Source organism: Echinicola soli (genome assembly GCF_006575665.1).
Lineage (GTDB): Bacteria > Bacteroidota > Bacteroidia > Cytophagales > Cyclobacteriaceae > Echinicola > Echinicola soli.
This window is the reverse complement of the sequence record NZ_CP041253.1, coordinates 1,405,579-1,423,099: the sequence shown is the minus strand read 5'-3', so window position 1 is coordinate 1,423,099 and position 17,521 is coordinate 1,405,579. Positions and strand designations below refer to the sequence as shown.

Here is a 17,521-nt window from a genome sequence, read left to right as displayed (position 1 = left end):
AGCAAATAATAAAAAACATAAATAGCTATGCAGGAAAAAGGTACAATCTCGATCCATACCGAGAATATTTTCCCGATTATCAAGAAGTTTCTTTATTCGGACAATGAGATTTTTCTCAGAGAACTGGTATCCAACGCAGTGGATGCTACCCAAAAGGTAAAACGACTAGCGACACTGGGGCAATACACAGGTGATTTGGGTGATCTGACCGTTGAAGTAAGTTTTGATAAGGAGAAGAAGACCATTACCATCGCCGATAAAGGCCTGGGCATGACGGCAGACGAAATCAAAAAGTACATCAATCAGATTGCTTTTTCTGGTGCCACGGAATTCGTGGAGAAATTTAAAGACGCCAAGGATGCCAATGAAATCATCGGTAAATTTGGACTGGGTTTTTACTCTGCCTTTATGGTGGCCCATCGGGTGGACATCCATTCTCTCTCTTACCAAGAAGGCGCCAAACCTGCCAAATGGACATGTGATGGCAGTACTTCATTCGAAATTTCCGAAGGAGATCGTACCGAGCGCGGTACTGAAATCGTCCTCCACATCAATGAAGAATCCGAGGAGTTTCTGGACAAGTGGAAACTTCAGGAAATCCTGGACAAATACTGCAAATTCCTGCCCATCCCGATCAAGTTCGAGACCAAAACCGAAAATGTAGAAGATGGTAAAGATGATGAGGGCAACCCTGCATACAAATCCGTAGAAGTAGATAACATCATCAATACTACTCAGCCGATCTGGACCAAGGCACCGAGCGACTTGAAAGATGAGGATTACCTCGCCTTTTACAAAGAGCTGTATCCCATGAGTGAGGATCCGCTATTCTGGATCCACCTGAATGTAGACTATCCTTTTAACCTGACAGGGGTACTTTATTTCCCTAAAGTGAAAAATGAGTTTGAGCTACAGCGCAATAAAATCAAGCTCTTCTCAAGGCAAGTCTTCATTACCGACGAGGTGAAAGATATCGTTCCAGAGTTCCTGATGTTGCTGCATGGTGTGATCGATTCTCCGGATATTCCATTGAACGTATCACGAAGCTTTTTGCAGGCCGATGGTAATGTAAAAAAGATCAACAGCTATATCACCAAAAAGGTAGCCGATAAGCTGAGTGAGCTGTTCAAAAAAGATCGAGTATCTTACGAATCCAAATGGAATGACATTGGCCTGTTCGTAAAATATGGCATGGTCAGCGAAGACAAGTTCTATGACAAAGCGAAGGATTTTGCTTTGCTGAAAAATACAAAAGGCGAATTTTACACCCTTCCAGAATACCAGGAAAAGGTAAAAGCTGCCCAGACAGACAAAGACGAACAGACCATATTCCTGTACAGTACTGATCCTGAAAAGCAAAATACCTTTATCGAATCTGCCAACAAGAAAGACTACGACGTACTTGCACTGGATTCTCCGATAGACAGTCACTTTATCAACAACCTGGAGCAGAAGCTGGAGAAAACGTCCCTCAAGCGAGTAGATGCCGATGTAGTGGATAAACTGATCAAGAAAGAAGAAAGTACCAGCAATGTACTGACTGAAGAGCAAAGCAAGCAGGTAAAAGAGGTCTTCGAAAAAGCCATTGCCAACCAAAGCTATACCGTGGAAGTGGAAGGCCTCAGCCCAGAGGAGCTTCCAGTTACCATCACCATGGAAGAGTTTATGCGCAGGATGAAAGACATGGCACAGACCGGTGGAGGCATGGGCTTTTATGGAGCTATGCCCGATAATTACAAAGTAGCCATCAACGGCAACCACAAGATCATCGACAAAATTCTCAAGGCAGAAGGAGAAGAAGAGAAAGGTCGCTTGGCCAAGCAGGCATTTGACCTTGCAAAACTTTCCCAAGGCATGCTATCCGGGAAGGACTTGACCGAGTTTGTGAAAAGAAGTGTGGACCTGATTTAATAGTTAATATCAACCCATTATTTCGATAACCCTCCAAGAGCAAGTTGCCCTTGGAGGGTTTTCTTATAGTGAGGCTTCTATTTCAACTGACCTGAGTAGATTTCAGAAAAAAATCCCACAAATGGGGGGAATTCAGGAATTATTTTATTTTTGTAAGATGTTATCCAAAAAAACCAAATATGCCTTTCATGCGTTGACCTACTTGGGAAAGCATAAGGAAGAAGGCTCTGTATTGATACAAGACATTGCCGCTGAGCACGGTATCTCACATAAATTTCTGGAAAATATCTTGCTTGAATTAAAGAAGGCAGGTTTTTTGGGAAGTAAAAAAGGAAAAGGTGGTGGCTATTACCTGATCAAAGAACCAAAGGACATTCCATTGTCAAGGATAATCCGACTTTTGGATGGCCCGATAGCCCTCTTACCTTGTGTAAGTTTAAACTATTACGAAGCCTGCGAAGAGTGTAGGGATCAAGAGAAATGTGGATTAAATCAAGTAATGATTCAAGTGAGAGACGAGACACTTAATATATTGGAAAACAAGACCTTATCTGATATACTGGATAAAGAATAAAAAAATTTTCCTATAAACCCTACTTTTTTTATAGGTTTTATATACTTTTGTCTTTCAACAAATTATAAAACCTATGATTTTTGATCAATCTATCAAAAAATGGTTTGTAGATGAAGAAGGAAAAGACACCAATGTAAAGAGTGTTTTGAAATCCGTTTCCTGGAGGGTAGTGGGCACTATTGACACCATGGTGATTTCCTACCTGATCACAGGACAGATAAAGACAGCATTGTCCATCGGCTCTATAGAAGTAGTAAGCAAAATGGTGCTTTACTATTTTCACGAAAGGGCTTGGGCGAGAGTATCCGATAACAAATAATTACCATGAAAAAGAACCTTTTGAAAGATTTGTCAGTACGGCTTGATAACCTCTCCATCTCTGAGGCGTTAGCGCAGCTGTGTGAATTGTTTCCGGGAAAGGTTGTGTTCTCCACCTCATTGGGTCAGGAAGACCAGGTGATTACAGAAATCATCGCCAAGTATAATCTTCCAGTAAAAATCTTTACCTTGGACACTGGAAGGTTATTTTATGAGACCTATGACCTTTTGGCCAGAACCGAAAGCAGATATAAGATTAAGATCAAGCCTTACTATCCCAATACCAGCACTGTAGAGAAACTGGTCGGTGATATAGGGATCAATGGATTTTATGAATCCCCGGAGAACAGAAAAAGCTGTTGCTACGTTCGTAAGGTAGAGCCCCTTAAACGGGCACTTGCGGGAAACAGTATCTGGATTACCGGTCTGCGCTCCGAGCAAAGCAACAACCGAAGTTCCATGCAAAAACTGGAATGGGACGAAGGTAACCAAATCATGAAATTCAACCCCCTGCTGGACTGGACCATGGATGAAATGCTCCAATACATCAGCGACCACAAAATCCCATATAACCCACTTCATGACAAAGGATTCGCCAGCATTGGCTGCGCACCCTGTACCCGGGCCATCGAGCCCGGTGAAGACCCACGAGCCGGCAGATGGTGGTGGGAAGTTTCGCATAAAGAATGTGGATTACATATAAAATAGAAGTTTCGCCTGGAGCTTTGAATGGAAAAACCATTGCCACAGAGCTTCCGATAAAAACAATAATAGCACATGAAAAATACGTTTGTTCCTAATCCGAAAGAGGCCGAATCCATTCACATCATCCGTGAAGTGGCTGCCCAATTCGAAAAACCAGTGTTGATGTTTTCCGGTGGAAAAGATTCCATCACCTTGGTAAGATTAGCTCAAAAGGCCTTTTATCCGGCAAAGATACCATTTCCATTGCTGCACGTGGACACTGGGCACAATTTTCCCGAAACGATCGAATTCCGTGACAGGCTGGTAGAGGAGCTAGGATTGGAACTGATCGTAGCCAATGTTCAGGACTCCATCGACCAAGGAAAAGTCCAGGAAGAGCGAGGTCGCTATTCCAGTAGAAATTCCCTGCAGACCACCACGCTGCTGGATGCCATCGAAGAGCACAAGTTTGACGCCTGTATCGGTGGAGCACGTAGGGACGAGGAAAAAGCAAGGGCCAAAGAACGGGTATTTTCCGTTCGGGACGACTTCGGCCAGTGGGATGAAAAAAATCAGCGTCCGGAGCTATTTGACATGCTGAACGGAAAAATCCATCATGGACAAAACGTGAGGGCATTCCCGATCTCCAATTGGACAGAGCTTGACGTATGGGAATACATCAAGACAGAAAACATCAAAATACCTTCCATCTATTTTGCCCATAAACGGGAGACATTTGTGCGGGACGGTATGATCTGGACGGCATCTGAACATGTGTACCGAGAAGACCACGAGGAAGTGGAAGAGCGAATGGTCCGCTTCAGAACAGTGGGTGACATGACCTGTACAGCAGCCGTACTTTCCGAAGCCGAAACATTGGAAGAAGTGGTGGACGAAATCCGGGCAAGTACAATTTCCGAACGTGGCGCCAGAATCGATGACAAGCGCTCCGAAGCCGCCATGGAAAACCGTAAAAAAGTAGGGTACTTTTAGCAGTAAGTACGCCATAGAAAGTATCGAGAGAGAATAGAACAAAGAGACAAGATTTTATGAGCACCGAAAATAGAAAACTGATCAATATCGCGACGGCAGGAAGTGTGGATGACGGAAAAAGTACCCTTATCGGAAGACTACTTTATGATACAAAGTCACTGACCACTGATAAACTGGAAGCCATTGAGCGAAATAGTAAGCAAAAAGGCTTTGATTACCTTGACTTTTCACTGGCCACGGACGGCCTGGTAGCGGAAAGGGAACAAGGAATCACCATTGATGTGGCTCACATCTATTTCAACACCGAAAATACAAACTACATTATCGCAGACACTCCCGGCCACGTGGAGTATACCCGAAACATGGTGACAGGAGCTTCCACCTCCGCCGCTGCCATCATCCTGATCGATGCCCGAAAAGGAGTGATCGAGCAGACCTACCGCCATTTCTTCATCAATAACCTCCTTCGCGTAGGCCGTGTGATCGTGGCCGTAAACAAGATGGACCTGGTAGATTATGATCAGCAGGTATACGAAGAGATCAAAAGTGATTTTGAAGCGCTGATCGAGAAAAGTAACTACACGGAAGACCAAGTGAGGTTCATTCCGGTAAGCGCCCTCCATGGTGACAATATCGCCGGTGGATCCGATAACATGGACTGGTACGAAGGACCATCCCTATTGGACTACCTGGAAGGGCTAGAAATCGATGAATCAGAAGACAACAGTGCCGCGAGGTTCCCAGTGCAATATGTGGTCAGACCAAAAACAGATGCACACCATGACTTCCGTGGATTTGCGGGCAAACTTTACGGCGGCAAGCTTGCTGTAGGTGATGAAGTGACGGTACTGCCTTCCTTCACCAGCAGCAAAGTAAAATCCATCAACTTCTTCGATCAGGAGTTTGAAGAAGCCATTCCGGGCAGCTCAATCACCATCACACTGGAAGACGAGGTCAATGTGAGTCGCGGTGACATGCTGGTAAAATCCAACGAACTGCCTAAATCCGAAAAACAGCTGTCTGCCACAATCTGTCAAGTAAACAGCAGACCATTACGAACAGGAGCAAAATACATCCTTCAACATGGCGTAAACCAAGTGTTGGCAAAAGTAGATAGCATAGAGGGCTTGGTACATACCGATTTCTCCGGATCAGAGGGGACGGACCAGTTGAAGTTAAATGATATCGGTAAAGTGAACTTCAGGCTCAGCAAGCCCATTCACTTTGATCCCTACCAGGAAAGCAAGTCAAACGGTAGCTTTATCCTTATCGATGAGGGCTCCTTTGACACGACCAGCGTAGGGTTCATCCAATAGCACCCTTTCCGCTTCGCCAGAAAGGGCTTTTCACCCAATAATCAAAACAACCACTATGCAAAGCTTTAGAACTGAGATAGAAAATCCCATTGTGGAAAAAGACATTATCGAACTTGAGAAGAAAATTTCGCTTTTTAAGGACGGTAAAATAGATGAAGAAAAATTCAGAAGTCTTCGGTTGGCCAGAGGTGTATACGGCCAGCGCCAGCCGGGTGTACAGATGATACGGATCAAATTGCCTTATGGAAAAGTAACCGGCAAACAGCTGCACAGAATCTGTAAGGTTTCTGATGAATATTCCACCGGCAGGCTACACATTACCACTCGCCAAGATATCCAAATCCACTATGTAAGCTTGGACAGAACGCCTGAGCTTTGGGCGGAACTGGAAAAGGATGAAGTAACACTTCGTGAGGCCTGCGGAAATACCGTCAGGAATGTCACTGCTTCAGAAACTGCCGGTGTTGATCCCAAAGAGCCGTTTGACGTAACTCCTTACGCAGATGCTACCTTTAAGTACATGCTGAGAAACCCGATCTGCCAAGAGATGGGCAGGAAGTTCAAAATGGCCTTTTCAGCGACTGAAGATGACACTGCCCTGACTTACCTGCACGACTTGGGCTTTATCCCGCAGGTAAAAACAATCAATGGTGAAGAAGTACGTGGTTTCAAAGTGCTTCTCGGAGGGGGCCTTGGATCCCAGCCCAGACATGCTGATGTGATCGAAGAGTTTTTGGCCACCGATAAGTTGATTCCTTTTATAGAAGGTGTAGTCAGGGTTTTTGACCGACACGGCGAGCGTGCCAAAAGGATGAAGGCCAGGATGAAATTCCTGGTAAAAGATATCGGCGTAGAGGAGTTTATGAAGTTGGTAAACGAGGAACAAAAAGCCTTGCAATTCCAATCCTATCCGATCGACCATAAAAGCTATGAAGCGGCCAGGACTCTTCCAAATCCTGAAATTCCTGCAGTGGAAACCCCCACTGGAGAAGCCTATGAAAGATGGCTAAACACCAATGTACTCCCTCAAAAACAAGAAGGGTACGTATCCATAGGCATCAAAGTACACTTGGGGGACTTCTATACAGACAAAGCTCGTAAATTGGCTGATTTAGTAAGCAAATACGCCAATGACGAAATCCGTCTTAGCTTACGCCAGAACATCCTGATCAGGGATGTAAAAGAAGAAGCAGTACCATTCTTCTATCGGGAATTGGAAAAACTGGATTTTGTAGCGTATGGCTATGATACGTTGGGAGACCTGACGGCATGTCCGGGCACAGATACCTGTAACTTGGGTATTGCCAGCAGTACAGGAGCCGCACATGTGCTGGAAGAGGTGATTTTCAAGGAGTATCCCCAATACCTGTCCAACACAAACCTGAGCATCAAAATCTCTGGCTGTATGAACGCCTGTGGCCAGCACAACATGGCTTCTATCGGGTTTCAGGGCATGTCCATCAAAGTGGGCAAATCCGTCATTCCTGCCTTGCAGGTCTTGCTTGGTGGAGCCACTTTGGGACAAGGGCAAGGGAGATTTGCGGATAAAGTCATTAAAATCCCGAGTAAACGAGCCCCTCAAGCTCTCCGCCTGATCCTTGACGACTATGCAAAAAATGCAGAAAAGGACGAGGTATTCGTAGAATATTATGACCGTCAGGGACAAATGTATTTCTATGAATTCTTGAAGCCATTGACCAGCACGGATGATATTGTGGACAGTGATTATATCGACTGGGGCAATGAGCAGGAATATGTCAAAGCTGTCGGTGTCGGGGAATGTGCCGGTGTGGTCATCGACTTGGTAGCTACCTTGCTATTGGAAGCCAGGGAAAAACTGGCCAATGCAGAGGATAGCTTCAATGACAAAAAATGGTCAGACAGCATCTACCACACCTATGCCACACTTGTAAATACTGCAAAGGCTATCTTGGTTTCTGAAGGTAAGAAAACCAATTCCTATGCAGATATCGTTAAGCAGTTTGACGAAACTTTCGTAGATTCAGGGAAAATCGCACTGGATGGCAGCTTTGCGGATATCGTGTATGAAATTCAGCAAAATGAACCTACCGAGGATTTTGCGAAGGCATACTATGAAAAAGCCGAAAAAGTATACCATACCATTAGCGATTACAGAGCCAAGGAGGTAGAAGCATGATATCACCCATCACACCGAAATTGACCTTGGTCGGTGCCGGCCCAGGTGATCCAGAACTGATCACCCTTAAAGGCATATTGGCACTGGGAAAGGCGGATGTGATACTTTATGATGCGTTAGTGGATAAGGCACTCCTCAAACATGCCACTGAAAATGCCATTAAGGTATTTGTAGGAAAGCGGCATGGGTGCAAGTGGAATCCCCAACAGGATACCAACAAGTTGATCGTAGAATACGCCCTAAAGCACGGTCATGTAGTACGGTTAAAAGGTGGAGACCCTTTTGTGTTTGGACGGGGAGCTGAAGAAATAGACTATGTGCAGCAATTTGGCATTGAAACAGAAGTAGTTCCAGGCATCACCTCCAGCATTGCTGTACCCGCTTATCAGGGAATTCCTGTGACAAAGCGTGGTGTTTCAGAGAGCTTTTGGGTGATTACAGGTACGACTTCATCAGGACAACTGTCCCGTGATGTGCAGCTGGCAACTCAATCCACAGCAACGGTGGTCATCTTGATGGGCACCAGAAAACTTCCGGAAATCGTAGCAGCATTTCGTCAGGGGGGAAGAGAAAACACCCCCATTGCCCTGATCCAAAGTGGCACTACATCGGAAGAAAAAGTGGTTGCCGGCCATATTCATGATATCGAACATAAAGTACAGGCATCTGGCATTGGAGCACCCGCAGTTATCGTCATTGGCGACGTGGTGCGCGAGAGTCCTAAATTAATGGAAGTATATAGAGAAGCTATCAGTGTATAGCGATATAAAAATCAAAAGCATCGGGAAGATCACCCATTCCCGATGCTGCTTTAACCCATAAACCATAACCACCATGAATGAACTTTACCCCGTGTTTCTAAAAGTAGCACACCTGGACACTTTGATCGTAGGAGGAGGTAATGTGGGACTGGAAAAATTATCTTTTTTGCTCAAATCCAGCCCTAAGGCCAAGGTAACTGTTCTAGCCAAAGAAATCTCAGATGAGATCAAGGCGATTGCAGCCAAAACAGACAATCTGCAGCTTATCGAAGCCGCCTATAGTAAGGCTTATCTCGAAAACCGTCACATCGTTATTGGAGCCACTGACGATAAAGAAGTAAATAAGCAGATCCAACAGGACGCCAAAGCCAAGCATCTGTTAGTAAATATCGCCGATACGCCAGAGCTGTGTGATTTTTACCTGGGTGGCATCGTCACCAAAGGCAATGTAAAAATCGCCATTAGCACCAATGGCAAATCACCTACCACCGCCAAGCGACTCCGTCAATTTCTGGAAGAAGTCATCCCTGATGACATTAACGAAATGGTGGAAAACATCCACCAATACCGGGATACGCTAAAAGGTGACTTCGAATACAAAGTAGAAGCCCTGAACAAGCTTACCAAAGAGCTTTTGGTAAAGTAATGTAAAATACGACAAAGGCTGTTGAATAAGACTGCACCGTCAACTGTTTGCCATTAACTACTTTCATCCATTTCATCCAGCACGGTTCCATAATCTTTCAATTCAGCAGTTCGATAATAGTAAAGATATAATATGCGGTTGATTTAATTTTAAAAAGAACAGGTAGTCTCTACCTGTTTTTTTTGTTTACGAATCCTTTTCTTTTAATCGTATAAAATTATTTTTAATTTCATTTAACTTTCCATTAATAGTTATTTTTTAAAAACATTAGTCTAATATCACGTATTTGCTGCGTTTGGTTAGATTTTTCCAACACCAAATAGCCTTTATCACATTGCCAAATTCAGGCACTTATTTAATGTTAATTTTCACTTAAGCATTCTTTGCTTTAATTAAAAATTTCATAACCGAACCTTTTCAATTGATATATGCTATACGGATAGTTTTGCGACAAATTAAGGCAACAACAACGCCTGAAAGCACACAATTATCTGAATTTCAATTATCTATCATCTATAACTCAAATCACTCTATGAAACAGGTTTTTACTATTTTTGTCGTCCTGTTTTTGCTCCCCTTCCTAGTAGTGGGGCAGGATCAGGTCACTGGACAGGTCACGGATGCCACAGGAATGGGGCTACCCGGCGTCACTGTCATGATTAAAGGCACCACCAAAGGCACCATAGCCGATTTTGAAGGTAATTACACCATTGAAGCGGCTACCGATGCAGTGTTGCAATTTAGCTTTATTGGCTTTACCACCCAGGAAATCCCTGTAAACGGTCAATCCAACATCAATGTCACCCTTACTGAGGACGAAAAGAGCCTTGATGAAGTAGTCGTTACGGCCATTGGGATCAAGCAGCAAAAGAAAAAACTGGGCTATGCCACTCAGGAAGTAAACACAGAAGGACTGGAACAGGCCAATACCATGAACGTGGGCAATGCCCTTTCTGGACAAGTAGCCGGACTGACCGTAACCAACCCCACGGGGATGTTCCAATCGCCCTCCTTTACCCTTCGGGGCAAGACACCTCTGATCGTGTTGGACGGTGTGCCGGTAGAGACTGATTTCTATGATATCTCCCCCGATGACATCGAAAGCATCAATGTCCTCAAAGGTGGTGCTGCATCAGCCCTGTATGGTGCCAGAGGTAAAAACGGTGCCATCCTGATCACCAGAAAAAATGCTTCCAAAGAAGGCCTTACCGTTACGGCCTCCACCAGCAACATGGTGACTGCCGGATTTACCGTATTTCCGGAAACCCAAACCGAATATGGGAACGGTTCCAATGGCAAATATGAATTTTGGGACGGTGCTGACGGTGGTATTTCCGATGGAGATATGATCTGGGGACCTAAATTTGAGCCTGGAGTGATGATTCCTCAGTGGAACAGCCCCATCCGCGATAAGCAAACAGGCGAAACCATCGAATGGTACGGTAACGTGGCCGGAACAGTTTATGATGACAAGTCACGCTATGAACGTGTCCCTACTCCATGGGTGAGGCATGATAACCTGAAGGACTTTTTGCGCACAGGGGTAGTCACCAAAAACGATTTCTCGATAGCCTATCAAGGCGACCGTGCTCAGTTTTACTTCTCCGGAAACTATTCCCACCAAAAAGGGCAAGTGCCTAATAGTGCCCTCACCACAGGTGGAATGACGTTTAATTCTTCCTTTAAATTATTGGAAAACCTACAACTTGACGCCACGGCGAGTTATAATAAGGTGCACTCTCCCAATTATCCTCGATATGGCTATGGCCCTAAAAACCACATGTACACCATCTTGATCTGGATGGGCGATGATGTCAATGGCCAAGACCTAAAAGACCACATGTATGTACCGGGACTGGAAGGATACCGCCAGGCCAACTACAACTATGCATGGTATAACAATGTGTACTTTGCGGCTAATGAATACAACCAACTGTACAACCAAAACACCTTGGACGGAAAGCTGAAGCTGAAATACCAAATCACGCCCGATCTATATATTCAGGGAAGGGTTTCTGCCAGAAATAAAGGGAAGTTTACCGATGCACAAAGTCCTAAGTCTTACTTGAACTATGGCGATTCCAGAAATGGTGACTACAAGATGTGGAACGATGACCAGCTAAACCTGGACGCTGACTTTTTGGCCAGTTACTATAAGACCTTGACGGATAACTTCTCCTTTGGTGTCAATGCCGGTGCGTCAAGTTTCCGTAGGACATACCAGCAGGAATATGCCTCTTCTGATGGACTGATTGTTCCAGGGGTTTACAGTCTTAGCAATACCCAAGGGCCTGTACAGGCATCCAACACCTATCAAGAAAAAGCGATTCGCAGTGTTTACGGTACCGTAAACCTGGAAATGTGGAACTCCGTATTTCTTAACCTTACAGGAAGAAACGACTGGTCTTCTACCCTGCCTGCTTCGACCAACTCCTACTTCTACCCATCAGCGTCATTGAGTGCGATGATATCGGAATTCATCACATTGCCGAAGGCCATGGATTACCTGAAGGTGTACACCTCTTGGTCAGAAGTATCCAATGACCTGGATCCATACAGCCTTCAGGCGACCTATAACAAAGGCGTCACCTATGGCTCCACTCCATCTGTTTACTATCCGTCGGGATTGGTAAATCCTGCTATACAGCCTGAAAAATCCACTACCTTTGAAGCTGGTTTGAGTACTTCTTTTGCCCAAAAAAGGTTGACACTGGAAGGTACTTATTACCGCATCTTGGACGAAAATCAGATCATCGACCTCAGTATCTCTGAAGCATCGGGCTTTAATTCCAGAAAGGTAAATGGCAATGAATATACAACCGATGGGGTGGAGATCATGTTGAATTATTTGGCCATTGACCATGACAAGTTCGACTGGAATATTGGATTGAACTGGACACGTTTTGTGAAGCGTATCTCCGACATTTACAGTGGAGAGAACCGCTATGGAAACTTGAGAGAGGGTGACCGTGCAGACTCATATTATGCCACGGTATGGCAGAAAAGTGCTGACGGCCAGGTTATCCTTGACGCGAACACTGGTCTGCCGACCAAAGATCCCTATCCGACCAAAATCGGCCACTTGGATCCTAGCTGGAGACTGGGCATTCAGAACCGCTTCCGCATAGGAGACTTCAGAGTGGACGTGGATGTGGACGGCGCCTGGGGCGGATTGATTAGATCGATGACCATCGAAAAAATGTGGTGGGGAGGAAAACATCCTAACTCCGTACTTTACAGAGACCAAGAATATGCCGCCGGAGAGCCGGTCTATGTACCGGAAGGTGTAGTCCTCACCGGTGGGGAGCTCACCAGGGATGTAGATGGAAACGTGATCTCTGATACTAGGGAGTACACCCAAAACACCACCGCCGTGAGCTGGCAGACATGGTCGCAGATCTATCCTTACCAAGCCCAGGTGACCGAAGAAGAAAGCGAGACTTTTGCCAACGTTTTTGACAGGTCTTACTTCAAATTGAGAAGGCTGGCAGTGACCTATGATCTGATGAACATCATGCAGTCCGAAAAGATCAAAAAACTGGACCTTTCATTGTATGGCTATAACCTGGCCATGTGGAAAAAAATGCCTCTGCTGGATCCAGATTATGGTAATGACAACAATCTTCAAGATCCATCATCGAGGTACGTAGGCTTTACGTTGAAGGCTACATTTTAATGGATTATGCAATTAAGAAATTATAAGAAAATGAAAAATATACTAATCCTATTTGCAGCATTGATTGGTTTGGCATCCTGCGACAATCTTCAGGAAATGAATGTCAATCCCAACTTGCCTACAGAGACTCACCCGCAGCTTTTGCTGACCAATATCGAATGGGAAGCATTCAGGGCTTATCGAGGAACCTCTCCATTGTACGCCCTGAAAATGCTCGTGCAAACCGATGGTGAAAATACCAATCAGTATTATAAATGGGCCAGAGGAAGCTATGGTGCCTACAGTGATATGCGCGATGTGACCAAAATGATCGAAGAGGGAGAGCGGATCAATGACATGACTTATGTGGCATTGGGCAAGTTCTTCAGAGCTTACCATTTCTATAACCTGACCCTGACCTTTGGGGATGTGCCTTATTCGGCAGCGCTGAAAGGAGAAGCAGAAGAAAGCTACGCACCAATTTACGATACCCAACAAGCGGTATTTGAGGGGATCCTTACCGAGCTAAAGGAAGCCAATGACATCCTGGCCGAATCCAATAATATCATCGCCGGTGATATCATCTATCAAGGTGACCTGACCAGCTGGAGAAAATTGATCAATGCCTTTAGACTTAAGGTGATGCTGACCCTTTCTGAAAAAACGGGCACTGTAGATGTAAGTGAATTTTCCTCTATCTACCAAAATCAACCACTAATGGAAAGTGTGGAAGAAAGCGGTCAAGTGGTGTTCCTGGATCAGCAAAACAACCGTTATCCTGATTTCAACAGCAGTGGCTTTAGCTCAGGGATGTACATGGACTCCACGTTCATTCAACGCCTTCAAGAAAGGGAAGATCCTAGATTGTTTATTTATTGTACCCAAACCAAATCTGCTAAAGAGGCTGGAAAAGCCATCGACGACTTTACCGCTTATGAAGGCGGTGACCCTGCCGCTCCCTATGGAGAAGTAAACCAGAAAGCCACCCAGGGAAATGTTTCCAAGGTTAATGAGCGCTATCACCAAGACCCCGTTAATGAGCCTTATTTGCTCTTAGGCTATTCTGAGCAACAGCTGATCCTAGCGGAAGCTGCCGTAAGAGGCTGGATATCTGCCGATGCTGGGCTACTGTATGAATCAGCAGTAAAAGCTTCCTTCAAATTCTATGAGCTCTATTCGGAAGAATACGCCACTTATGTCACTGAAGAAGCGGCAAATGACTATTTGGCCAAGTCCAACAATAACTTCACTACGGCCGTTACCGAGGAAGAGCAAATCCAGCTTATCATCATGCAGAAATACCTGCAGTCGTTTTTCCAATTGGGATGGACTTCTTTCTATGAATACCACAGAGTAGGAGGATATCCTTCTTTCAGAAGACCTTCAGGTGTGGAGATTCCTTATCGGTGGATCTACCCACAGTCAGAGTACAACTATAACGCAGCCAATGTAACGGAAGCCATCACCCGACAGTTTGGGGAAGGAAACGACCTGATCAACCAAATGCCTTGGTGGTTAGAATAAAAGAGTAAATTTATAAATTGGACACGAAGATACGAAGTTGCTATGGGTAAGCCGGTACTTGTGGTGATTAAACCATACCATCCCTTTGTGTCTTTGGGTCTTGGTGGCGGAAAAGAATAGGCCACGAAGGCAAGAAGTTAAAATTGGAAAACCATTGATGTCTTAATTAGTAGTGGTAAGAAAACAATAATTTCTTAGCGCCTTTGAGCCTTTGTGGCCTATTTTACCTGAAATGATTAGTTTTAGGTTATAAACTTGACAGAAAAGAAACATGAACGATTCTAGAAGAGATTTTTTAAAAAAAGCAGCATTGCTTTCTGGAAGTGCAGGGATGTGGAGTGTATTGCCCACTTCCATCGAGAAAGCATTGGCCATTACGCCAGATCCTGGAACCACTTTTTATGATGCTGAGCATGTCGTCCTGCTCATGCAGGAAAATCGCTCCTTTGACCACTGCTTCGGCACCCTGAAAGGTGTCAGGGGATTTAATGATCCACGCGCCATCAGCCTCCCGGACAAAAACCCTGTTTGGCTTCAGCCTGATAAGAACGGCAATCGCTTTGCGCCTTTTCGCTTTGACATCAAAGACACCAAAGCTACCTGGATGCGAGATATTCCCCATAGCTGGGAAAACCAAGTAGATGCCCGCAATGAAGGCAAATACAATGGCTGGATAGAGGCCAAGCGATCCGGCCGTGCCGAATTTCGAGATGTGCCGATGACCATGGGCTATTACAATCGTGAAGACATCCCTTTTTATTATGCCCTAGCCGATGCATTCACCGTTTGTGACCAACACTTCTGCGCTTCCCTTACAGGCACCACGACGAACAGGAATTATTTCTGGGCAGGAAAAACCCACGGTGAAGGTGAAAAAGCCAGGGTCCGCAATGGAGAACTGAATTATAGCCATGAAGTGGATTGGGCGACCTTTCCGGATAGGCTGGAAGACGAAGGCATCTCCTGGAAGGTTTATCAAAATGAAATCAGTCTGCCCACTGGTGTGGAGGACAGTTCTTTGCTGGCCAATTTTACCGACAACAACCTCGAATGGTTCAAGCAGTTTGGTGTGAGGTATAGCCAAGGGCATTACCAGTATATGAAAAAAAGGCAGAAGGAAATACCAGCCGAGCTGGAGAATTTGGAAGCGGATTTGAGCAAGTCTGATGTGGATCAGGACGCACTGTCCAAGCAAATCGCCGAAAAGAAAGCGGAATTGGTCAAGCTGGGTGAATACCTTGCCGCCTGGAATCCGGAAAAATTCAGCCAACTGTCCGAGAGGGAAAAGCTTCTCCATAAAAAGGCCTTTACCACCAACAGTGGAGACAAAGACTATCATAAAATTGCCACCTTGACCTATGCAGATGGCCTTGAGCAGCGTGAAACGAACATTCCAAAAGGCGACGTGCTGTATCAATTTCGCAAAGATGTCAAGGAAGGAAAATTGCCTGCTGTATCTTGGGTAGTGGCTCCACAGAAATTTTCCGATCACCCAAGTGCCCCTTGGTACGGAGCCTGGTACGTATCAGAAGTGCTGGATATTTTGACCCAAAATCCTGAGCTGTGGAAGAAGACCATTTTTATCCTTAATTATGATGAGAATGATGGGTACTTTGATCATGTTCCTCCCTTTGTAGCCCCTAACCCCCAAGATCCGGACAACGGTATGGCCTCTGAAGGATTGGATGTCACGGGCGAATTTGTCACCAAAGAAGAAGAGCAGGCTGCCGGATTTAGCGAAGCAGATTCCAGGACCAGTCCCGTGGGGTTGGGCTATCGTGTACCGCTGGTGATCGCCTCCCCCTGGACCCGTGGTGGCTGGGTCAATTCCCAAGTCTGTGACATCACCTCCACCATCCAGCTAATGGAAAAGTGGCTTTCCAAAAAAACTGGAAAAACCATCAAAGAAACCAATATCAGCGAATGGCGAAGGGCTGTCAGCGGAGACCTGACTTCTGTCTTCCGACCTTATAAAGGTGAAGAAATTGATTTGCCAGCCTGGGTGGACAGGAACAAACACGTCCAGGAGATCTATAATGCAAAATTCAAAGACCTGCCCAAAAACTTCAGGACACTGACCGAGGAAGAAGCCCGCAACGTAGCGGCCGATCCCAGTCACGAGGTACTACCTCAGCAGGAGCCTGGCACCAAACCTTCCAATGGCCTTCCGTACGAACTTTACGTAGATGGTAAAATCAGCGAGGATGGAAAGCACTTCGTGGTGAAATTTGAAGCGGCCAAGGAAATCTTTGAAGAAGAGTCTCTGGGGGCACCTTTTAATGTATATGCTCCCGGTAATTATTGGAACCAAACTTCCGAAACTTATGAACCTGTCAAGACGTGGGCATTTGCCGTAAAATCCGGCGATGTACTGGAGTACCAGTGGCCATTGGAGGCTTTTGAAAATGGCCAGTACCATCTCAGGGTGTATGGGCCAAATGGATACTTCAGGGAGTTTTTCGGAGATGCCCAGGGGCCTCGTGTGGAGCTTTCCTGCAAGCCTATCAAAAGACGAAGAAATTATACGGACAAGTTGAAGATCACCGTTCGAAACATTAGTACCCTCCAGGCGATAGACTTAAAACTGGCGGATGAAACCTACCAAAAACTAGAGAAGAAATTCAAGGTAAATCCTAAAGAAGAAGAAAGTTTTACCTTGGACACCTCTTCTACAAAGGGCTGGTATGATTTTAAACTCCAATCGCCGGGTATCAGCAGCTTTGAGCTGCGCTATGCCGGTAGACTGGAAACAGGCAAGGACAGCATTTCAGATCCCTTTATGGGCAGAGAAATGTTTAGCAGCTAGAGTAAAGAGCAAGTATCAAGATTCCCGTGCAGTGAGTAAGAGATATGAGTATGGAGACATGAGACGTTGTACCGAGGGCTGAGCCCCGGTACCGCCACGGCGGGGAGGTTTGGTGGGGTTCTCATGGAGCAAAGACAAACCATTTGGTCCCTGAGCGTAGCCGAGGAGCCATTAT

General features: G+C 45.3%; 12 protein-coding genes. All 12 read left to right on the top strand.

The features are described from left to right. Positions 1 to 27 precede the first annotated feature (27 nt). The 12 genes from htpG (at position 28) to FKX85_RS05915 (ending at position 17,346) form a co-directional block, all read left to right on the top strand. The gene (gene htpG, locus FKX85_RS05970) at positions 28 to 1,911 is read left to right on the top strand and encodes a molecular chaperone HtpG (protein WP_141613856.1); all 1,884 of its coding nucleotides are present in this window, start codon (positions 28 to 30) and stop codon (positions 1,909 to 1,911) included. Between the two features lie 157 nt (positions 1,912 to 2,068). Continuing rightward, complete coding sequence (locus tag FKX85_RS05965; protein ID WP_137401745.1) at positions 2,069 to 2,485, top strand: RrF2 family transcriptional regulator; 417 nt, start codon at positions 2,069 to 2,071, stop codon at positions 2,483 to 2,485. A gap of 73 nt (positions 2,486 to 2,558) precedes the next feature. Then, entirely contained in the window at positions 2,559 to 2,804 is a 246-nt protein-coding gene (locus tag FKX85_RS05960; protein WP_141613855.1) for a DUF2061 domain-containing protein, read from the top strand. A gap of 5 nt (positions 2,805 to 2,809) precedes the next feature. Further along, complete coding sequence (locus FKX85_RS05955) at positions 2,810 to 3,511, top strand: phosphoadenylyl-sulfate reductase (RefSeq protein WP_210416910.1); 702 nt, start codon at positions 2,810 to 2,812, stop codon at positions 3,509 to 3,511. 69 nt (positions 3,512 to 3,580) lie between these two features. After that, complete coding sequence (gene cysD, locus FKX85_RS05950; RefSeq protein ID WP_141613853.1) at positions 3,581 to 4,480, top strand: sulfate adenylyltransferase subunit CysD; 900 nt, start codon at positions 3,581 to 3,583, stop codon at positions 4,478 to 4,480. A gap of 56 nt (positions 4,481 to 4,536) precedes the next feature. Then, the gene (locus tag FKX85_RS05945; RefSeq protein WP_141613852.1) at positions 4,537 to 5,796 is read left to right on the top strand and encodes a sulfate adenylyltransferase subunit 1; all 1,260 of its coding nucleotides are present in this window, start codon (positions 4,537 to 4,539) and stop codon (positions 5,794 to 5,796) included. A gap of 55 nt (positions 5,797 to 5,851) precedes the next feature. Further along, on the top strand, positions 5,852 to 7,954 hold the full coding sequence (locus tag FKX85_RS05940; RefSeq protein WP_141613851.1) for a HEPN domain-containing protein: 2,103 nt from the start codon (positions 5,852 to 5,854) through the stop codon (positions 7,952 to 7,954). Continuing rightward, positions 7,951 to 8,715, top strand: a complete 765-nt coding sequence (gene cobA / locus FKX85_RS05935; protein WP_141613850.1) for a uroporphyrinogen-III C-methyltransferase — start codon at positions 7,951 to 7,953, stop codon at positions 8,713 to 8,715. The genes FKX85_RS05940 and cobA overlap by 4 nt, the downstream gene beginning before the upstream one ends. A 73-nt stretch (positions 8,716 to 8,788) precedes the next feature. Further along, the gene (locus FKX85_RS05930; protein WP_141613849.1) at positions 8,789 to 9,361 is read left to right on the top strand and encodes a precorrin-2 dehydrogenase/sirohydrochlorin ferrochelatase family protein; all 573 of its coding nucleotides are present in this window, start codon (positions 8,789 to 8,791) and stop codon (positions 9,359 to 9,361) included. A 532-nt stretch (positions 9,362 to 9,893) separates the two neighbouring features. Further along, a complete protein-coding gene (locus FKX85_RS05925) occupies positions 9,894 to 13,037 on the top strand; it encodes a SusC/RagA family TonB-linked outer membrane protein (RefSeq protein WP_141613848.1) in 3,144 nt (1,047 codons plus the stop codon). A 30-nt stretch (positions 13,038 to 13,067) separates the two neighbouring features. Beyond that, on the top strand, positions 13,068 to 14,540 hold the full coding sequence (locus FKX85_RS05920) for a SusD/RagB family nutrient-binding outer membrane lipoprotein (RefSeq protein ID WP_141613847.1): 1,473 nt from the start codon (positions 13,068 to 13,070) through the stop codon (positions 14,538 to 14,540). Between the two features lie 271 nt (positions 14,541 to 14,811). After that, positions 14,812 to 17,346, top strand: a complete 2,535-nt coding sequence (locus FKX85_RS05915) for a phosphocholine-specific phospholipase C (protein ID WP_141613846.1) — start codon at positions 14,812 to 14,814, stop codon at positions 17,344 to 17,346. Positions 17,347 to 17,521 lie beyond the last annotated feature (175 nt).

Bases quoted from the DNA above. Each gene is read 5' to 3' on its own strand.
- htpG (WP_141613856.1), top strand. From the start codon at position 28: ATGCAGGAAAAAGGTACAATCTCGATCCATACCGAGAATATTTTCCCG.
- FKX85_RS05965 (WP_137401745.1), top strand. From the start codon at position 2,069: ATGTTATCCAAAAAAACCAAATATGCCTTTCATGCGTTGACCTACTTG.
- FKX85_RS05960 (WP_141613855.1), top strand. From the start codon at position 2,559: ATGATTTTTGATCAATCTATCAAAAAATGGTTTGTAGATGAAGAAGGA.
- FKX85_RS05955 (WP_210416910.1), top strand. From the start codon at position 2,810: ATGAAAAAGAACCTTTTGAAAGATTTGTCAGTACGGCTTGATAACCTC.
- cysD (WP_141613853.1), top strand. From the start codon at position 3,581: ATGAAAAATACGTTTGTTCCTAATCCGAAAGAGGCCGAATCCATTCAC.
- FKX85_RS05945 (WP_141613852.1), top strand. From the start codon at position 4,537: ATGAGCACCGAAAATAGAAAACTGATCAATATCGCGACGGCAGGAAGT.
- FKX85_RS05940 (WP_141613851.1), top strand. From the start codon at position 5,852: ATGCAAAGCTTTAGAACTGAGATAGAAAATCCCATTGTGGAAAAAGAC.
- cobA (WP_141613850.1), top strand. From the start codon at position 7,951: ATGATATCACCCATCACACCGAAATTGACCTTGGTCGGTGCCGGCCCA.
- FKX85_RS05930 (WP_141613849.1), top strand. From the start codon at position 8,789: ATGAATGAACTTTACCCCGTGTTTCTAAAAGTAGCACACCTGGACACT.
- FKX85_RS05925 (WP_141613848.1), top strand. From the start codon at position 9,894: ATGAAACAGGTTTTTACTATTTTTGTCGTCCTGTTTTTGCTCCCCTTC.
- FKX85_RS05920 (WP_141613847.1), top strand. From the start codon at position 13,068: ATGAAAAATATACTAATCCTATTTGCAGCATTGATTGGTTTGGCATCC.
- FKX85_RS05915 (WP_141613846.1), top strand. From the start codon at position 14,812: ATGAACGATTCTAGAAGAGATTTTTTAAAAAAAGCAGCATTGCTTTCT.